The sequence below is a fragment of the Kitasatospora sp. NPDC058162 genome (assembly GCF_042884005.1).
Lineage (GTDB): Bacteria > Actinomycetota > Actinomycetes > Streptomycetales > Streptomycetaceae > Kitasatospora.
In genome coordinates, this window is the sequence record NZ_JBHVUS010000047.1 from 1 (window position 1) to 16541 (window position 16541).

The 16541-nt window shown below is 73.6% G+C and carries 17 protein-coding genes; 12 read left to right on the forward strand and 5 right to left on the reverse strand.

Annotation, left to right across the window (positions count from 1 at the left end; genetic code table 11):
* Window positions 1–132: 132 nt before the first annotated feature.
* The 3 genes from ACFVXG_RS41705 to rpmB form a co-directional block, all read right to left on the reverse strand.
* Window positions 133–1323: a CobW family GTP-binding protein gene (locus ACFVXG_RS41705; protein ID WP_387935708.1), complete on the reverse strand. Its 1191-nt coding sequence runs from the start codon at window positions 1321–1323 to the stop codon at window positions 133–135.
* Window positions 1324–1446: 123 nt separating this feature from the next.
* The gene (rpsN, locus tag ACFVXG_RS41710; protein WP_387935709.1) at window positions 1447–1752 is read right to left on the reverse strand and encodes a 30S ribosomal protein S14; all 306 of its coding nucleotides are present in this window, start codon (window positions 1750–1752) and stop codon (window positions 1447–1449) included.
* On the reverse strand, window positions 1752–1988 hold the full coding sequence (rpmB, locus tag ACFVXG_RS41715; protein WP_387935710.1) for a 50S ribosomal protein L28: 237 nt from the start codon (window positions 1986–1988) through the stop codon (window positions 1752–1754). The genes rpsN and rpmB overlap by 1 nt, the downstream gene beginning before the upstream one ends.
* A 164-nt stretch (window positions 1989–2152) precedes the next feature.
* Between rpmB and rpmG the strand changes: the two genes are divergently transcribed.
* The 8 genes from rpmG (at window position 2153) to ACFVXG_RS41755 (ending at window position 8516) form a co-directional block, all read left to right on the forward strand.
* Window positions 2153–2317, forward strand: coding sequence for a 50S ribosomal protein L33 (rpmG, locus tag ACFVXG_RS41720; protein ID WP_030461239.1), 165 nt, complete (start codon window positions 2153–2155; stop codon window positions 2315–2317).
* Window positions 2318–2349: 32 nt separating this feature from the next.
* Window positions 2350–2619, forward strand: a complete 270-nt coding sequence (locus ACFVXG_RS41725; protein ID WP_387935711.1) for a type B 50S ribosomal protein L31 — start codon at window positions 2350–2352, stop codon at window positions 2617–2619.
* A gap of 38 nt (window positions 2620–2657) precedes the next feature.
* Window positions 2658–3881 (forward strand): GTP-binding protein, encoded by a 1224-nt coding sequence (locus ACFVXG_RS41730; RefSeq protein ID WP_387935712.1) that lies wholly within the window; start codon window positions 2658–2660, stop codon window positions 3879–3881.
* Window positions 3882–4226: 345 nt separating this feature from the next.
* Window positions 4227–4805, forward strand: coding sequence for a hypothetical protein (locus ACFVXG_RS41735; protein WP_387935713.1), 579 nt, complete (start codon window positions 4227–4229; stop codon window positions 4803–4805).
* Window positions 4784–5065, forward strand: coding sequence for a hypothetical protein (locus tag ACFVXG_RS41740; protein WP_387935714.1), 282 nt, complete (start codon window positions 4784–4786; stop codon window positions 5063–5065). The genes ACFVXG_RS41735 and ACFVXG_RS41740 overlap by 22 nt, the downstream gene beginning before the upstream one ends.
* Window positions 5066–5606: 541 nt before the next feature.
* Window positions 5607–6620 (forward strand): permease, encoded by a 1014-nt coding sequence (locus ACFVXG_RS41745; protein ID WP_387935715.1) that lies wholly within the window; start codon window positions 5607–5609, stop codon window positions 6618–6620.
* On the forward strand, window positions 6617–7348 hold the full coding sequence (locus ACFVXG_RS41750; protein ID WP_387935716.1) for a TIGR03943 family putative permease subunit: 732 nt from the start codon (window positions 6617–6619) through the stop codon (window positions 7346–7348). Before ACFVXG_RS41745 ends, ACFVXG_RS41750 begins: the two co-directional genes overlap by 4 nt.
* Window positions 7349–7376: 28 nt before the next feature.
* Window positions 7377–8516, forward strand: a complete 1140-nt coding sequence (locus ACFVXG_RS41755; protein ID WP_387935717.1) for a hypothetical protein — start codon at window positions 7377–7379, stop codon at window positions 8514–8516.
* A gap of 281 nt (window positions 8517–8797) precedes the next feature.
* Here ACFVXG_RS41755 and ACFVXG_RS41760 read toward each other — a convergent pair whose 3' ends face one another.
* Window positions 8798–8932, reverse strand: coding sequence for a hypothetical protein (locus ACFVXG_RS41760; RefSeq protein ID WP_387935718.1), 135 nt, complete (start codon window positions 8930–8932; stop codon window positions 8798–8800).
* Between the two features lie 85 nt (window positions 8933–9017).
* Between ACFVXG_RS41760 and ACFVXG_RS41765 the strand changes: the two genes are divergently transcribed.
* From ACFVXG_RS41765 to ACFVXG_RS41780, 4 genes are read left to right on the forward strand one after another with little or no spacing between them, the layout of a single operon-like run.
* Complete coding sequence (locus ACFVXG_RS41765; protein WP_387935719.1) at window positions 9018–10610, forward strand: ABC transporter substrate-binding protein; 1593 nt, start codon at window positions 9018–9020, stop codon at window positions 10608–10610.
* On the forward strand, window positions 10607–11560 hold the full coding sequence (locus tag ACFVXG_RS41770) for an ABC transporter permease (RefSeq protein ID WP_387935720.1): 954 nt from the start codon (window positions 10607–10609) through the stop codon (window positions 11558–11560). The genes ACFVXG_RS41765 and ACFVXG_RS41770 overlap by 4 nt, the downstream gene beginning before the upstream one ends.
* Window positions 11560–14016 (forward strand): ATP-binding cassette domain-containing protein, encoded by a 2457-nt coding sequence (locus ACFVXG_RS41775; RefSeq protein WP_387935721.1) that lies wholly within the window; start codon window positions 11560–11562, stop codon window positions 14014–14016. Before ACFVXG_RS41770 ends, ACFVXG_RS41775 begins: the two co-directional genes overlap by 1 nt.
* A 35-nt stretch (window positions 14017–14051) precedes the next feature.
* Window positions 14052–14828, forward strand: coding sequence for a thioesterase II family protein (locus ACFVXG_RS41780; protein WP_387935722.1), 777 nt, complete (start codon window positions 14052–14054; stop codon window positions 14826–14828).
* Window positions 14829–14851: 23 nt separating this feature from the next.
* Here the strand turns inward: ACFVXG_RS41780 and ACFVXG_RS41785 are convergent, their stop codons facing one another.
* Window positions 14852–16447 carry an MFS transporter gene (locus ACFVXG_RS41785; protein ID WP_387935723.1) on the reverse strand — a complete coding sequence of 532 codons (1596 nt, stop codon included), beginning with the start codon at window positions 16445–16447 and terminating at the stop codon, window positions 14852–14854.
* Between the last annotated feature and the right edge of the window lie 94 nt (window positions 16448–16541).

A 16541-nucleotide genomic window follows, 5' to 3' on the forward strand; every position in this document is an offset into this window, starting at 1 on the left:
GCAGGTTGGTGTCCTTGTAGTCGATGTACGTGATCCGCGCTTCGTGCAGAGGATTGGGGCGGGCTTTGCGGTCCCGGCGGGCGGGGGCGATCTTGATCACAGCTTCCCTGTTTCTCATGAGAGTTGCGTACGTCAGGCGACGACGGGATCGAGCAGTTCCTCGAAGGCGTCCGGCAGGGCCTTCCAGTCCGACTCGCCGGCCGCGAGTTCGGCGTCGGTGAGCAGGCAGTGGTCGAGCAGTTCGGTGATCCCGTCCACGTCCAACCCTTCGGCAGTGAAGCTCAGTTGCTGCACCCGGTCGCCGTGGACGGCGTCCCAGTCGAGCGCCGCGGCGGCACGCCGCGCGGGCGGGTAGAGCTCCCAGGCCGCGTCCGGCAGCGTGGCCAGCCACGGGCCGCATTCCTCCACCGCCAGGTTGGCCCCCGCTGCGTCCCAGGCGAGCATCAGGTCGGGGCGGTTGGCGAGCCAGAACCGCCCCCGGCTGCGCTGCGCGGCCGGGACCAGCTGGTCGAGCGCCTGGTAGAGCCGCTCCGGGTGCAGCGGCCGGCGGCGCTCCCATACGAGCGTGGCCACGCCTGCCTCGTCGGCGGCCTGTGGCAGCAGGGCCAGCGCCGGGTTGACCCGGTCACGAGCGGCCGCCACGTCGAATCCCCCGAGCGCCGCACGGACGAGGGCTCCGGTGCCCAGCCGCGCGGCACGGGCGGTCGGGTGGAGCTGACGCAGCATCGCGATGCCCGCGTGCAGCTCCGCCGTCCCAGCAGCCTGTTCGGTGTGGGAGACGGCCAGCACGTCGGCGTACTCGATCTGGTGGGCGAGCGCCTCCGCCACCGTGCGGTCGTCGTCGCCGCAGGTGTGCAGACGGTGCTCGAAGAGCTGGTCGGAGACCGACAGTTCCGGGACGACCCGGAGCGGGTCGATGGCCGTGACCACGCCGACTACGTCCACCACCTCGTGCATGCACCGTTCGTCGGCCTCACCGCCCGCTATCACCTCGACCAGCGGGTGCGGGTCGCTGCCGCCCCACAGCTCCACCACCACGAGGCGGTGCCTGCCGGCATCGGCGATCTTCAGCAGTTCGGGTAGCAGGTCCTCCCGCAGCGCGCAGCACGGGCAGTCATTGGTGAGCGGGACAAGGGCCTCGCCCAGCGGGCCGGACGCGTCCCAAGCCTTTCGGCCCACCCTGCCCTCGCCGGCCGCGGCCAAGTCGTGGTGCAGGACCACCGCACCCTCGCAGCCGGCGAGCAACTCCAGGACGGCCTGACGGCGCTCGGCCTCGTGCAGGCTGGCAACCACCACCACGGGCAACAGCCTCTGTTGGGACACGGGTCTTCCTCTCTCAGGCGCCGCACCGGCGTTGGCCGGCGAGGCAGGTCGGGGGTCACGCCCCGGGCGGCGCGACCCGGGAGAGTCCGCGTGGCACGGGGCGCGACCGGTTCACGCGGTGCGCTACCAGCTGGCCTTGCGCACACCGGGCAGGAATCCGGCGTGGGCCTGCTGGCGTACACCGATGCGGGAGAGCCCGAAGGCCCGCAGGTAGCCGCGCGGACGGCCGTCGACCGCGTCGCGGTTGCGGACCCGGGTGGCGCTGGCGTCGCGCGGCTGGCGCTGCAGCTCGGCCTGCGCGGCGAGCCGGTCCTCGGGGGCGGTCGAGGGCGAGGCGATGAGGCGCTTGAGCTCGGCCCTGCGCTCGGCGTACCGGGCGACGACGGCTCGGCGCTGCTCGTTCTTGGCGATCTTGCTGCGCTTGGCCATCAGACCTTCTCCCCCCGGGCCCGCAGCCGGGCGACGGCCTTCTCGATGCCGAGCTTGTCGACGGTCTTGATGCCCTTGGCGCTCAGCGTCAGGCGGACGAACCGGCCCTCGCTCGGCAGCCAGTAGCGCCTGGTCTGGATGTTGGGATCGAAGCGGCGCCGGGTGCGGCGGTGCGAGTGGGAGATGGCGTTGCCGAAACCGGGCTTGCGGCCGGTGAGTTGGCAGTGGGCGGACATGGCGACTCCGTGCCGGTGAGGACAGCGGCGGCAGACGGGGCCGACAGCCCATGGGCATGCCGCCGCTGCCGCGAACGTTGAGCCGACACTACTACTAGATGAAAACGAAAACCATTACGCTATGGTGAGGTCCACGCCAGCCCGACACACCAGGAAGGACCCCGATGGCCCGCAACGAACTGCGCCCGATCATCAAGCTCCGCTCCACCGCCGGCACCGGCTACACGTACGTGACCCGCAAGAACCGCCGCAACGACCCCGACCGCCTGGTGCTGCGCAAGTACGACCCGGTCGTCCGGCAGCACGTCGACTTCCGCGAAGAGCGCTGACCACCCGCCCCGCCTGCCGCCAGGAGACCCCCATGCAGTCCGGCATCCACCCCGAGTACCGCCCCGTCGTCTTCCGCGACAAGGCCGGCGATCTCGCCTTCCTGACCCGCTCCACCGCCACCAGCACCCGCACGATCGAATGGGAGGACGGCAACACCTACCCCGTCATCGACGTCGAGATCTCCTCCGCCAGCCACCCCTTCTACACCGGCAACGCCCGCGTCCTGGACACCGCCGGCCGCGTCGAGCGCTTCCAGCGCCGCTACGGCCTCACCGGGTCGAAGCCCGGCACGGCGAGCTGACACACACCGACTCGTCCGGTGCACTGAGGAGGAATGAGTTGACCCCGCAGGGCGAGCCCCGCCCGCTGCCGATCACCGCGCTCGGCGGCCTCGCCACCGGCGTCCGGGACTGCGTCGCCGACCTGGCGCGCATCGAGGTCCCGGGCCTCGCAGTGCTCACCGTGCAGGTCGCCCCCGACGCCCGCACCGCCTCCTGGCAGGTGCACGAACGCCGCGGACCGGTCGGCGGCGGCACACTGACCCCGGCGCGACCCTGCTCCCCGGACGCGCTGCCGCCGGCCCTGCTCGCCGTCCTGCTGCAACTGGCGCGCACCGCCCGCTACCGGCACCTGCTGCTCGCCCTGCCACCGGGCATGGCGCCGGACCTGGTCGCCCTGGACGTGGCGGAGGGCCACGTCCGCGGGCAGGCACTCGCCGACCACCTGCACATCGACACGGTCGCCGCCGCCGTCGACCTGTCGCGACTCGAGGACGATCTCAGCAGCGGTGACCGGCTCCTGGACCGGGGACTGGCCATCGGCCCCACAGACCGGCGCACCGTCGCCGAGACCGCCGCCCGCCACCTCGCGAGCGCCAGGACCGTGGTGACCTCCAACGCGCACGACCCGGATCCCGCCACCTCCGCACGCGCCGTCGCCCTGGCACGCCACCTCTCCGCGTACCGCTCGCTGACCCACATCTGCCACGACCCACTGACCGGCGCCCTCTGGACGCCCAACCTCCCGGCACTGATCGGCCGGAACCACTTCGACCCCGACGACGTACGGGACCGACACGGCCCACTGCCCGCCCCCCGGCAGCCGCGCGCACCGGAGTTCGGCGTCCGCACCACGTACTGGTCGTCCCGCCGGCCGATGCACCCACAACGCCTGCACGACGCACTCGCGCGGATCTGCCCGGACGTCATACGCGGACACGGGCACCTGTGGCTCGCCAACCGGCCCCGGTCCATCCACCGCTGGGAGTCCGCCGGCGAGCACCTGACCATCCAGACCGCGGGCACCTGGCTGCCCGAGCACGACGACAAGGCCTGGCAGGCGGCGTCGGCCGAGCGGCGCACGTTCGCCGCACTGCTCTGGCACCCCTACTACGGCGAGCGCCGCTGCGAACTGACCTTCACCGGCATCGACCTCGACGCCCCCTCGCTCCACGAGCGGCTGAACAGCTGCCTGCTAACCGACGCCGAACTCGCCCTCGGATTGGACCACTGGCGCCTGCCCGACGACCCCTTCGCCGAGGCCCTCGGCATCGAGGCGGCATGACCGATCCTCAAGGCGGGGGCCGACCTCGCGAATCCGTGACGTCCGTAGAACTCGTCCCGATCTCGCCACCCGCGTTGCCTCCCTCCCGGCCGACGCCGAGCTGGCCGACAACCTGGCCACCCGCTGTGTGCCCTCCGTGGCCCGACCGCCGTCGGCGCCGCCGAGGGCGTTCCGCTCAGCCCGGACTTTCCGTTATCGCGGTTCCCGTCACCGGTCTCCTGTTGTAGCGAGGCCGAATCTCCTCGACCCCGGACGGCGCCGGCTTCGCCGCGCCTGCTAGGGAACCTGCCGATGACCGCTTCTCCGCCTCGTTCATTCTCCCGAGGTTGGCTGCTCGCGTCCTGCGTGCCCGTGCTGCTCGTGCTCGGGATGGCCGCATCCGTCCCGCCCGTCTCCTCCGGCTCACCCCAGGACGCGACGGCGCGCACGCCGGGAATGCCCGGGATGGCGCACGCGGCGGGCACCGCCCAGGGCCTCGCCCGCGGCCTCGCCACCGAGCAGGACGGCTACCGTCTGAACGCCGCGACCTGCGGCGTGCCGGCCGGGCGGCCGACGGCCTTCCGATTCACCGTCACCGGCCCTGACGGCACCCCCGTCACCGACTTCACCGTCCACCAGACCAAGAAGCTGCACTTCTACGCGATCCGCACCGATCTCACCGGCTTCCAGCACCTGCACCCGGACATGGCCGACGACGGCACCTGGACCGCCGATCTCGCCGCCCTCGCTCCGGGCACCTGGCGGCTGTACGCCGACTTCATCCCGAACACCGGCCCCCACGCCGGCGAGCTCGTCCTCAGCCACACCGTGACAGTGCCGGGCCAGGTTGTCCCGACCCCCTGCCCGCCCCGACCGGCAGCACCGTCGTCGACGGCTACACCGTCACCCTGCACGCACAACCAATGGCCGGCGCACACCAGTTGACCGCCACCGTCAGCCAGGCCGGCCGCCCCGTCACCGACCTCCAGCCCTACCTGGACAGCTACGCCCACCTCAGCGCCTTCCACGAGGGCGACCAGGCACTGGCCCACCTCCACCCGGCGAACACCGTCAACGGCGACCACGGCGGGCCCACCCTGACCTTCCAGGCTCTGCTCGCCGAGCCCGGCAACTGGCGGGTCTTCCTGCAGTTCCAGACCGCCGGACAACTGCACACCGCCGAGCTCACCTTGCACGTCGACTGAAATCCGCGACGCCCGGCCCGGCCTCCCTTCCCTGGACGCTCCGCAGCCCTGAACTCCGTACTCAGGAGCGGGCGGTGCCGGCTGCGCAGAGTCCGCTCGCTGTGCCCCACACAGCGTGCGCAGCCGGCCTCGGGGCCGGACACGGACGAGTTCGCGAGCATTCAGGCCGCCGGCACCGAAACCCCCGGTTCCGCACGGCCCTCCGAACCCTCGTCCGGCCCCGGCTTCCCAGCCAACCAGAAGCATCGGTCCGAAACGATGGCGTTGCCGAGACCTTGCTCAGCGCTTGGCAGGCAGTTGACCTGCCTGCCGGGTGCCGGTGGTAAGGGCGCGCGGGGCCGCCGCCCAGGACGCGTGGCGGGCAGCTGTGCCCCGACCCGTCGGCGACGTCTCGGATCGGAGAGCAAGCCCCGGGACGCGGCTGGGGCCCTGTCCGGGGTCTCGGGCGTTCCTCCGCAGGCACCGCCTAGACTCGCCCCCGGCCGCGCGCTCAGGTGCGGCCGTACCTCGGATTCCCGCAGTGAAGGAGCATCCGGCCGCCATGGCTGACGAGACCGCCGTCGAGGCCCGGCCGCACCCTGTTGCGGGCACCGACCGCACCCGCCGCCGGGTCCGCTCGCCCGGCTCGCTTGAAGCGCTGGTCGCCGGGATGCTCGCCGTGCTGGTCGGCCGTCAGTTCCTGGGCGATTGGACGGGCCCGGCGTGGCTGGAGGCCTGGGGAGCGGTCTTCGTCGCCGTCTGCGTGCAGGCGCTGCCGTTCCTGCTTCTCGGCGTGGTGCTGTCTGCTGCGATCGCCGCGTTCGTCCCGGCGCGGCTGCTGGAGCGGGCGCTGCCGCGGAACCCGTTGCTCGCCGTACCGATCGCCGGCGCGGCCGGGGTCGTGCTGCCCGGCTGCGAGTGCGCCTCCGTGCCGGTGGCCGAGCGGCTGATCGCGCGCGGGGTGGCGCCGGCCGCCGCGCTGGCGTTCCTGCTCTCCTCACCGGCCGTCAACCCGGTGGTCCTGGTGGCCACCGCCGTCGCCTTCCGCGGACAGCCCGAGCTGGTGACGGCGCGCTTCCTCGCCTCCCTCGCCACCGCGGTCGTCATGGGGCTGCTCTGGGCCCGGTTCGGCCGCCCGGAGTGGCTGCGGCCCCGGGTGCCGTCGAACGGTCCGACCGGCTGGGCGGCCTTCCGCGCCTCGCTGGAACACTACTTCCTGCACGCCGGCGGCTTCCTGGTGATCGGCGGGATGACGGCGGCCACCCTGAACGTCGCGGTGCCGCGCGACCTGCTCAGGGGCGCCGCCGACCTGCCGGGCGTCGAGGTCCTGGTCCTGGCCCTGCTGGCGGTCCTGCTCGCGGTCTGCTCGGAGGCGGACGCCTTCGTCGCGGCCGGGCTGACCGGCTTCTCGCCCACCGCGCGGCTGGCGTTCATGGTCGTCGGCCCGATGGTGGACGCCAAGCTGATCGCGCTCCAGGCCGGCACCTTCGGACGGGCCTTCGCCTGGCGCTTCTCCGCCGCCACGTTCGCCGTCGCCGTGACAGCTGCGGCCGTGACCGGCTGGTGGCTCCTGTGAGACGCGAAGTCCGGGCGCTGCTGCACATCCTGGTCGGTGCGACAGTACTGCACATCTCGCTCTTCAGCGAGCTGTACCTGCGCTACGTCCGCAAGGGCCTGCGACCGTACCTGATCGCGAGCGGCACACTGCTCGTCGCCGTCGGCCTGATCGGCGCAGCCGTCGCCGCCCGGGAATTGCTGCGCCCCAAGCACGACGCCGACACACCCGACGCCCACCACGGACACGGTCACGGCACACCCCGCACCGCGTGGCTCCTCCTCCTGCCCGTCCTGGCGATCTACCTGCTCCAACCCCGAGCGCTCGGCGCCTACACCGCACAGCACTCGGACAGCACCGCCGTCAAACCCGCGGCGGCCGCAGGCGGCTTCGGCCCGCTGCCCACAACCGACCCGATCGCCATGCGGCTCGCCGACTTCGACGCCCGCGCCGTCTGGGACACCACCGGTTCGCTCAAGGACCGGCAGGTCCGCCTCACCGGCTTCGCCACGCCCGCACCCGACGCAGGCGGCTGGTACCTCACCCGGCTGACGATCACCTGCTGCGCCGCCGACGCGCAGACCAGCAAGGTCGAGATCCATGGCGCCGACGCACCGCCCAAGGGCGCCTGGGTCCAAGTCACGGGCCACTGGCAGCCGGACGGGCCCTCCGGCCAGGACAGCGCCGTCCCCGTCCTGGCGGCGGACCAGGTCCACCGGATCGCCGAACCGGGCGACCCGTATGAGTGAGCACCCGTCAGCCATGACCGAAGGACATATGAGAAACCGCCGCCGTGCGGTCGCCACCCTCGCGCTGGGTGTGGTCGCCGCGCTCGCCTTCATGCCGGCCGGGCCGGACCGCCGGAGCAGGCCCGAGGGGGTCCCCGACGCCGCGTCGACACCCCTCGCCGACGCGCCCGGCGCTTCCGTCACCGTGCTCGGCGACGGTTCGACCTCCGACACCGGCCCGCAGCCGGCCCAGCCCCCGGTGGCCCGGCTCAAGGCCGGTGAGGTGCCGCCGCAGTTCGTGGTCTTCTCCTTCGACGCCCCCACCGAGGACGACAACCACCTGTTCTCCCGCACCCGTATGGCGGCCAGGGCGAACGGCGCCGAGGTGACCTTCTTCCTGCGCGGCATCGACCTGCTCCCCACCTCGAAGCGCTGGCAGTACCAGCCGCCGCAGCACGAGGCCGGCACCGCCGCCGTCCCCTTCCCGACCGACGCCCAGGTCCGCGCGACCCTCCAACAGCTCGGCCGGGCCTGGCTGGACGGCGACGAGATCGCCGACGGCTTCATCGGCCAGCTCTGCGGACCCAAGGGCGGCCGGGACTGGTCGACCGCCGACTGGCAGAGCGAGATCGGCCAGGGCTACTCGATGGTGAACTTCTGGAAGACCGGGACCGGCTTCACCGATCTCCCCCCGCTGCCCTTCGACTACCAGACCGAGCTGGCCGGTGGCCGCGCCCCGTGCCTGGAGGGCCGCCCGAACCTGCTCCCCGCCGAGAAGGACGCCGGCTGGCGCTACGACGCCAGCTCATCGGGCGACGCCCAGCGCTGGCCGACGCAGACCGACGGCATCTGGGACTTCCCGCTCCAGCGGATCCCCGACGCCTCCGGCACACACGAGGTTCTCTCCACCGACCAGCCACCGCAGACGTACCTGAACGCCTTCGAACGCGTCTACCACGGCAGCCGCGCGCCCCTCGTCATCGACACCGACCTCGCCCCCGTACACGCACCCCAGCTCCAGACCGCCGAGGCGACGATGAACACCCTCTGCCACCGCGACGGCGTCCGCTGCGTCTCCTTCCGCCAACTCGCCGACTGGCTCGACGCCCAGGACCCGGCCGTCCTGGACCGTCTCCGCGCGCTCGCCCCGACCACCGCGCCCAACTGGACCGCCGTCGTACGACCGTAGTGCTTCGAGCCGGTCCCACAGGAGGGCGTGCCGGTAGCGCCAAAAGCGGTTGAGGCGTCTGGCAGACCGGCTACATCCCGCTGGCAGCGCCGTCGGCCACGGCCACGCCCGGCGCCGCCGCCGATCCCTGGGCCGGCGTGGTCACCCCGATGTCGCTCACCGAGTTCATCGGCCGCAGCCGCGACCTGGAGGGGAGCCTGGAGGACCGCAAGGTCCGTCTCACCGGCTTCGTCTCCCCCGGCACGCATTCCTCGCGGTCGCCAGCTCCAGCACGTCGCCGATCACACCGTGAAGCGCTCCTCGCGGTCGACCGCGTACCTCTCCTGCTGGACCTCCCAGCGCGCGATCCAGGCGGCCGCGGTCGATCGGTCGAGCCCCTTGGCGCGGCGGGTACGGGCGGGCGAACGGTCGGGCATGAGACCCCCAGGAAGCTTATTGAAAAGCATTATCGTTTCATTCTAGAGTGGGGAGCCCACCCTCCATCCGCCCGAATGAGGTCACGTGACTCCTGATCAGATATCCCGCCGCTCCCTGCTCAGAGGCGTCGGCGCCGGACTCGGGGCCGCCGCGGCCGGCAGCCTGCTGGCCGCGTGCGGGAGCGGCGGCACCCGGCCGCCGCTCACCGCCGCCACCGGCTCCTCGGTCGCACCCCGCAAGGGCGGGCGGCTGCGGGCCGCGTTCGCCGGCTCGGCCGCCGAGTCGACCAGCGTGCTCCAGGCCACCGGCAGCGCGGTCGACTACGTCCGGGCCCGGCTGGTCTGGGACGCCCTCGGCGAGATCGAGGACAGCAAGCCGGTCTGGCGGCTGGCCGAGTCCGTCGAGCCGAGCCCGGACGCGACCCGCTGGACCGTCCGCGTCCGCGACGGCGTGACCTTCAGCGACGGCCGCAAGCTGACCGCCGAGGACGTGCTGTTCAGCCTGCGCACGCTCGCCACCAACCCGACCACCCAGAGCGGCCTGCTCAGCGCCCTCGACCCAACCACCTCGACCGCCCCGGACCCGCGCACCGTCGTTCTGGCGCTCAAGTCGCCGGACGGCTTCTTCGACCTCGTCCTCGCCCAGTCGATGTTCGTCTTCCCGGCGGGCACCACGGACTTCGACCACGCCGTCGGATCGGGCCCGTTCGTCCTCAAGAGCTGGTCCCGGGGCGCGAGCAGTCTGCTGGCCGCACGCTCCGACTACTGGGGTGCGGCGGCCGGCGGCGGACCGTACCTGGACGAGATCGAGCTGGTCTCCGTCGCCGACGCCGGGGCCCGCCTGAACGGGCTGAAGGCCGGCCAGTTCGACTACGCCGGCGCCATCTCCCTGGCCGCCGCCCGCGCCGAGGCGAAGAACCCCGCGCTCAGGGTGCTGACCGCACCGCAGGAACTCTGGAGCGACCTGGCGCTCACCATGAACCTCGGCGCCCACCCCTTCGACAAGCCCGAGGCCCTCCAGGCGCTGCGCCTCGCCGTCGACCGGGACGCAATGGTGCGCACCGTCACCCTCGGCTACGGAGAGGTCGCCGACGACGCGCTCGGCCGCCACCAGTCCTGGTACGACACCTCGCTGCCGCGCCCGGCCCACGATCCCGGGCAGGCCCGCAAGGTGCTGGCCGCCGCCGGCCTCGGCGACCTCACCCTCTCGGTCCGCACCAGCGACTACGAGTTCGGCACCCTGGAGAGCGCCACCGCCTTCGTCCAGCAGGCCAAGGAAGCCGGGCTGTCGGTGAACGTCGACAAGATCCCGGCCGCCGACTACTACACCGACGTCAAGACCCTGCTCAGCACCCCACTGCAGACCAACCTCTACCACGCGATGCCGCTGCCGCTGCAACTGTCGATGTACTACGGCTCGAAGGCGTCCTACCCCTTCACCGGGCCCGCCGGCCCCACCCTGGACGGGCTGCTGACCGCCATGCACGCGGCGGTCGGGGACGACGCCAAGCGCACCCGCGCGGTGCACGACGTCCAGCACCACCTCTACGAGCACGGCGGCGACGTGGTCTTCGCGCGGATCCCGCCGGTCGCGGCGGCCAAGCCGAGCGTCCAGGGCGTCAAGGCCCTCGGGTTCTTCGACTACCCCTCCCTGCGCGACGCCTTCCTCAGCGAATGAGGAACGTGCTGAGGCCGCTCCGCGTACTCGGCGGGGCGGCGGGGACGCTGCTGGCCGTGTCCGTCATGGTGTTCGCCGCAACCGCCTTGGCCCCCGGGGATGCGGCCGCCGCCCGGCTGGCCGGCCACGGCGGACCGGAACGGATCGCCGAACTCCGGCACCAGCTGGGCCTGGACGAGCCGCTGTGGACCCGCTACGCGCACTGGTTGTGGCATGCCGTCCAGGGCGACCTCGGCACCTCCTACACCAACGGCGAGCCGGTCGCTCGGCTGATCGCCGAGCGGGCGGGCAACTCGCTGCTACTGGGCGCGGTGACCGCCGTCCTGCTGGTTCCCCTGGCGCTCGGCCTCGGCCTGCTGGCCGGGCTGCGGGCCGGGCGGGCGGCAGACCGCACGGTGTCGGCGGCCACCCTCACGCTGGTCAGCCTGCCCGAGTTCGTGACCGGCACGCTGCTCGTGCTGGTGTTCGCGGTGGGTCTCGGCTGGCTGCCGGCGGTCTCGGTGCCGCCCGCCGGGGAGGGCGTGCTCACCCAACCCCGGCTGCTAGTCCTGCCGGTGGTCACGCTGCTCTCGGTCAGCCTGGCCCAGAACGTGCGACTGGTGCGCTCGGGCGTGCTCGCGGCCACCGGGTCGGACGCCGTCCTCGCCGCGCGGCTCGGCGGGGTGCCGGAGCACCGGGTCGTGCTGCGCTGGGTGCTGCCCGCCGCTGTGGTGCCCGCCGTCCCGGTGTTCGCCCGCTACCTCGCCTATCTGCTGGGCGGGACGTTGGTCGCCGAGACGCTGTTCGGCTTCCCGGGGCTGGCGGCCGCACTGGTGAACGCCACCGCCTCCCGGGACACCCCGGTCGTGCTGGGCTGCGCCCTGCTGGTCGCCAGCCTCACCATCGTGCTCAACCTGCTGGCCGACCTGCTCGCCAGAGCCCTCAATCCCGCTGCTAGGAAATCGAGTTGATGAAACGAAAGAGGCGGGTCCAGACGGTCGCCGCGGGCGGCGTGCTCATCGCCGTCGTCCTGCTCGCCGTGCTCGGCCCGCTGTTCGCCCCGCACGGGAGCGGCGAGGTCCTGGACATGCCGTACGCACCCGCCGGCGGCCCGGTCCCGCTGGGCACCGACCACCTCGGCTCGGACGTGCTCAGCCGACTCCTGGCCGGCGGACGGGCGCTGCTGGTGCAGTCGGCGGCCGCGCTCGCCGCCGCGTACGGGCTGGGCGCGGCCGCCGGGATGCTCGCGGCACTGCGCGGGGGGCGCCTCGACACCTGGGTGCTGCGCGCGACGGACGTGCTGCTGAGCCTGCCCGGCTTCCTGCTGCTGAGCGTCACGGTGGTGGCGCTGGGACGCGGCGGGTTCGGGGTCGGCGCGGCGGCGGCCGTGGTACTGCTGCCGGAGGTCGTCCGGGTGGTGCGCGCGGCGACCCTCCAGGCGCTGCAGCACGACTACGTCGAGGCGGCGTCGGCGCGCGACGAGCGCACCGGGTACGTCCTGCTGCGCGAGGTGCTGCCCAACCTCGCGCCGGTGCTGGCGGCCGACGCCGGGGTGCGCTTTGTCGGGGCGGTGTTCATCGTCTCCACCGCGTCGTTCCTCGGCTACGGCACCCAACCACCCGCGGCGGACTGGGGGTTGATGATCCTGGAGAACCGGGACGGGCTGGCCCTGCAACCGCTGGCGGTCGCCGTGCCGGCGGCCGCGATCCTGGTCCTGCTGCTGTCCGCGAACCTGCTGGTCGACACCGCTTCTCCGGCTGCCGCTCGGGCAACCCCCCGACGCCGTCGCCGAGTTGCCACGCCGAACGACACCCCGGAGGACCGCTCCGTGCTGCGCGTCCGCGGGCTCTCCGTGACAGGGCCGGACGGTGCGCTGGTGCTCGACCACGTCGACCTCGACCTGCCGCCGGGCCGGATCCTGGCACTCGTCGGCGCGTCCGGCAGCGGGAAGACCACCCTCGCCCTCGCCGCGCTCGGCGAGATCCGCCCCGGGCTCGCGCTGCGGTCCGGGCAGGTGGGGCTGGCCGGGCATCCGGTGCTCGACCTGGCGCCCCGGCCGCTGCGGCGGCTGCGCGCCCGGCACTCCGGGTACGTGCCGCAGGACCCGCGCACCTCGCTCGCCCCGACGTTGCGCGTGGCCGACCAGATCGGCGAGTTCCTGCGCGCTCGGGCCGTTCCCCGCGCCGAACGGCCCGAGCGGATCCGCGCGGCGGTGCGGCTGGCCCGGCTGCCGGACGATCCCGCCTTCCTGCGCCGACGGCCGCACGAGCTCTCCGGCGGGCAGCGCCAGCGCGTCGCCCTGGCCTGCGCGCTCGCCCACCGGCCCCACCTGCTGGTGCTCGACGAACCGACCAGCGCGCTCGACCCGGCCACGGCCACCGCCCTGCTGGCGGACGTCCGGCGGCTGCGCGAGGACGGCGGGCCGGCGGTGCTGCTGGTCGCCCACGACCTGGCCCAGGTGGCCTCGGTGGCCGACGAGGTGGCGGTCCTGGACGCCGGGCAGGTGGTCGAGCGGGGACCGGTCGCCGAGGTGTTCGCCCGACCGGAGAGCGAGGCCGGGCGGCGGCTGGTGGCGGCCGCCCGGGCGAGCACGCTCCCGGCCGCGCGACCGCCGGCCGGGGCCGCCGCCTCGGCGCGGGTGCTGGAGGTCGAGGCACTCGCCGCCCACCGCGGCACCCGGGCGGTGCTCTCCGGCATCGCCCTCGCCCTCGCACCCGGTGGCTGCCTGAGCGTGGTCGGCCCGTCGGGCAGCGGGAAGACCACCCTGTTGCGCTGCCTCGCCGGGCTGCACCCCGAATGGACGGGCACCGTCCGGCTCACCGGCGACGTACTCCCGGCCGGCCTGCGACGGCGCCGTCGCGACCACCTCCGCCGCGTCCAGCTCGTACCGCAGGACCCCCAGGACTCGCTGAACCCGCGCCACCCGGTGGGCCGCATCATCGCGCGCCCGGTGGGCCTGTTCCGGCCGGAGCTGGACGCCGAGGCCGTGCGCGGCGAAGTGCACCGGCTGCTGGAGCGGGTCGGTCTGACGGCGGAGCACGCCGGACGGCGGCCGGGAGAGCTGTCCGGCGGGCAACGCCAGCGGGTCGCCCTCGCCCGCGCCCTCGCCGCGCGACCGGAGGTGCTGCTCTGCGACGAAGTCACCAGCGCACTGGATCCGCCGACGGCCGCCACGGTCGTCGCCCTGCTGGACGAGCTGCGTCGGGACTTGGGTGTCGCACTGGTCGTCGTCACCCACGACCTCTCGGTGCCCGCCCGGCTCGGCGGCACGCTCGCGGTGCTCGCCGACGGCACGGTCCGCGAGAGCGGGCCGGTGCAGCAGGTGCTGTCCGCGCCCGCCGACCCGGTGACCGCCCGGCTCGTCGCCGCCGTACCGGACCTGCCGGACCAGGCCGACCTCGCACTCCCCGACGCCGCCCAGCGCTGACCGAATCCGTTACAACCCCACGAGGACCCACACAGATGCCCGACTCCCCGTGGCTGCGCCGCCCGCGCCCACGCCCATACGCCTCGCTGCGCCTGATCTGCCTGCCGCACGCGGGCGGTTCGGCCGCCCTCTACCGGACGTGGGCCGAGCTGCTCCCGCCCGAGGTGGACCTCGTCCTGGTCTGCCCGCCGGGCCGGGCGGAGCGCCTCGACGAGCCGATACCGCCCGACCTGGCGGCCTTGGTGGCCGAACTCGCCGATGCGGTGGGCCCGTTGCTGGACCGGCCGTGGGCGGTGTTCGGACACAGCATGGGCGCGACGGTCGGACACGAGCTGGCCCTGCACCTGCTGCGCCGGGGCCACCGGGCGCCCGCCCAGGTGTTCGTCTCAGCGCGCGAGGCGCCGCAGTACCACCGCGGCGGCACCGTCCACCTGCTCGACGACGACGCGCTTTGTGCCGAACTGGCCCGGCTGGGCGGCACGGACCCGGCGGTCCTGGAGCTGCCCGAGCTGCTGCGGCTGGTCCTGCCGGCCGTGCGGGGCGACTACCGGCTGATCGAGACGTACCCGGCCGCCCCCGAGGGCCCGCTCCCCTGCCCGGTGACCGCCCTGACCGGCGACCAGGACACCGAGCTCACTCCCGAGGAGGCGGCCGGCTGGTGCGAGTGGACCAGCGGCCCGTTCGAGTCGCTGGCCTTCCCCGGCGGGCACTTCTACCTCTCGGAGCAACCCCGGGCGGTGCTGGGCGCCGTCCTGGAGCGGCTGCTGTCCCCCGCCGGGGCGAGCGGCGGGCCCGGTCAGCGGCAGGGGTGACCGGGCCCGTGGCTCGTCCGGCCTCAGCCGGGCTGCTGGGTGTCCTGCTCGCGGATCAGCACCAGACTCGCCCCGGCGGCGACCAAGGCGGCGATGGCGGCGATCAGGAAGATGGTGGACAGGGCGCCGGTGTAGGCGGAGTGAGCCAGGTCGAGCAGTTCGCCCCGGGCCGCGGCGGGGAACGGGGCCGCCGCCGCATCGAACTGGCCCGCCGTGACCAGCCGGTGGACCTGCCCGGCACCGCCCGACGGCCCGCCCAGGCGGTCCAGGGCCTCCGGCGACAGCACCTTGCCGACCTTGGCGGTCAGGACCGCACCGAACACGGCCACGCCGGTCGCCGTACCCAGCGGGAAGAAGCTGTTGGCCGCGCCGGAGGCGGTGCCGGCCCGCGCGGCCGGGACGACACCGACGGCGAGGGCGAGCAGGTGCGGCAGGGTCAGACCGGCGCCCGCGCCCACCAGCACCAGCATCGGCAGCACGACCGTCCAGCCGTCCCCGGGGCCGATGCCCACCGCGGTGAACAGGCCAACGGCCACCAGCGCCATGCCCAGCGCCAGGACCCGGCCGATCGACATCACCTTGGTCAGCAGCGAGCTGAGCGCGGCGCCGACCACCAGGGCGAGGGACTGGGCGAGCAGGACGAACCCGATCCGCAACGGCGAGAGCCCGAGCATGCCGCCCAGCCACAGGGTGAGGAAGGGCAGCAGGCCGAAGCTGAAGATCCGGGCCGCGAAACTCAGCAGCACCGCACCGCTGAAGGTGGGGATGGCGAACAGCCGCAGGTCCAGCATCGCCCGCTCGCCGAGGCGCCACTGCACGACGGCGAACGCCACCGCCAGCACCGCCCCGGCGCCGAGCAGGGCGAGCACCCGCGGCGCGGACCAGCCCTGCTCCGCGCCGGTCAACATGCCGTAGTTGAGGGCGAAGAGGGCGAGTACCGCCAGCACCGCGCCGACCCGGTCGACCGGCTGCGCCGCACCGGGGGCGACGCTCTCGGGCACCCGGCGCGCCGTGCCGTAGAGGATGACCAGCCCGATGGGGACATTGACCGCGAACAGGAAGGGCCAGCTGAGCCACTCGACGACCACCCCGCCGACCAGCGGGCCGAGCGCCGCCGAGACCGCGCCGCCGGCCGTGAACAGGCCGATGGCGCTGGTGCGGGACCGGGCGGGAGCACCCTCGTACGCCCCGGCGATCAGCGCCAGCGAGGTGCCCAGCACCATCGCTCCGCCCGCGCCCTGGACGGCGCGGGCCGCGATCAGCACGGCCGCGTTCGGCGCGAGCGCGCAGGCGGCCGAGGCGGCGGTGAAGAGTGCGACCCCGGCGAGGAAGATCCGGCGGCGGCCGATCCGGTCGGACACCGAGCCGGCCGTGAGCAGCAGCGCGGCGAAGCTGAGCGTGTAGGCGTTGACGATCCACTGGAGGGAGTCGAGCGAGGCGTCGAGGTCCTCGCCGATCTTCGGCAGGGCCACGTTGACGACCGTGATGTCCAGGGTCATCATCGCGGCCGCCAGTGAGGTCAACGCGGTCGTCCAGCGCCGCCCGGAGAGCACGTCGGCTGATACGTCCTCCTGGTCAACTTCCTCGCCTGCTACGGGTTCTGTCGTGGAGTTGGTCATCCCCGCCCCTTCGTGGCCGGTGTTCTCGAACGCCCTGGACGCTAGCAGTAGATGGAAATGGTTTTCAATGCTATTAAGATACGAGCACACCGCA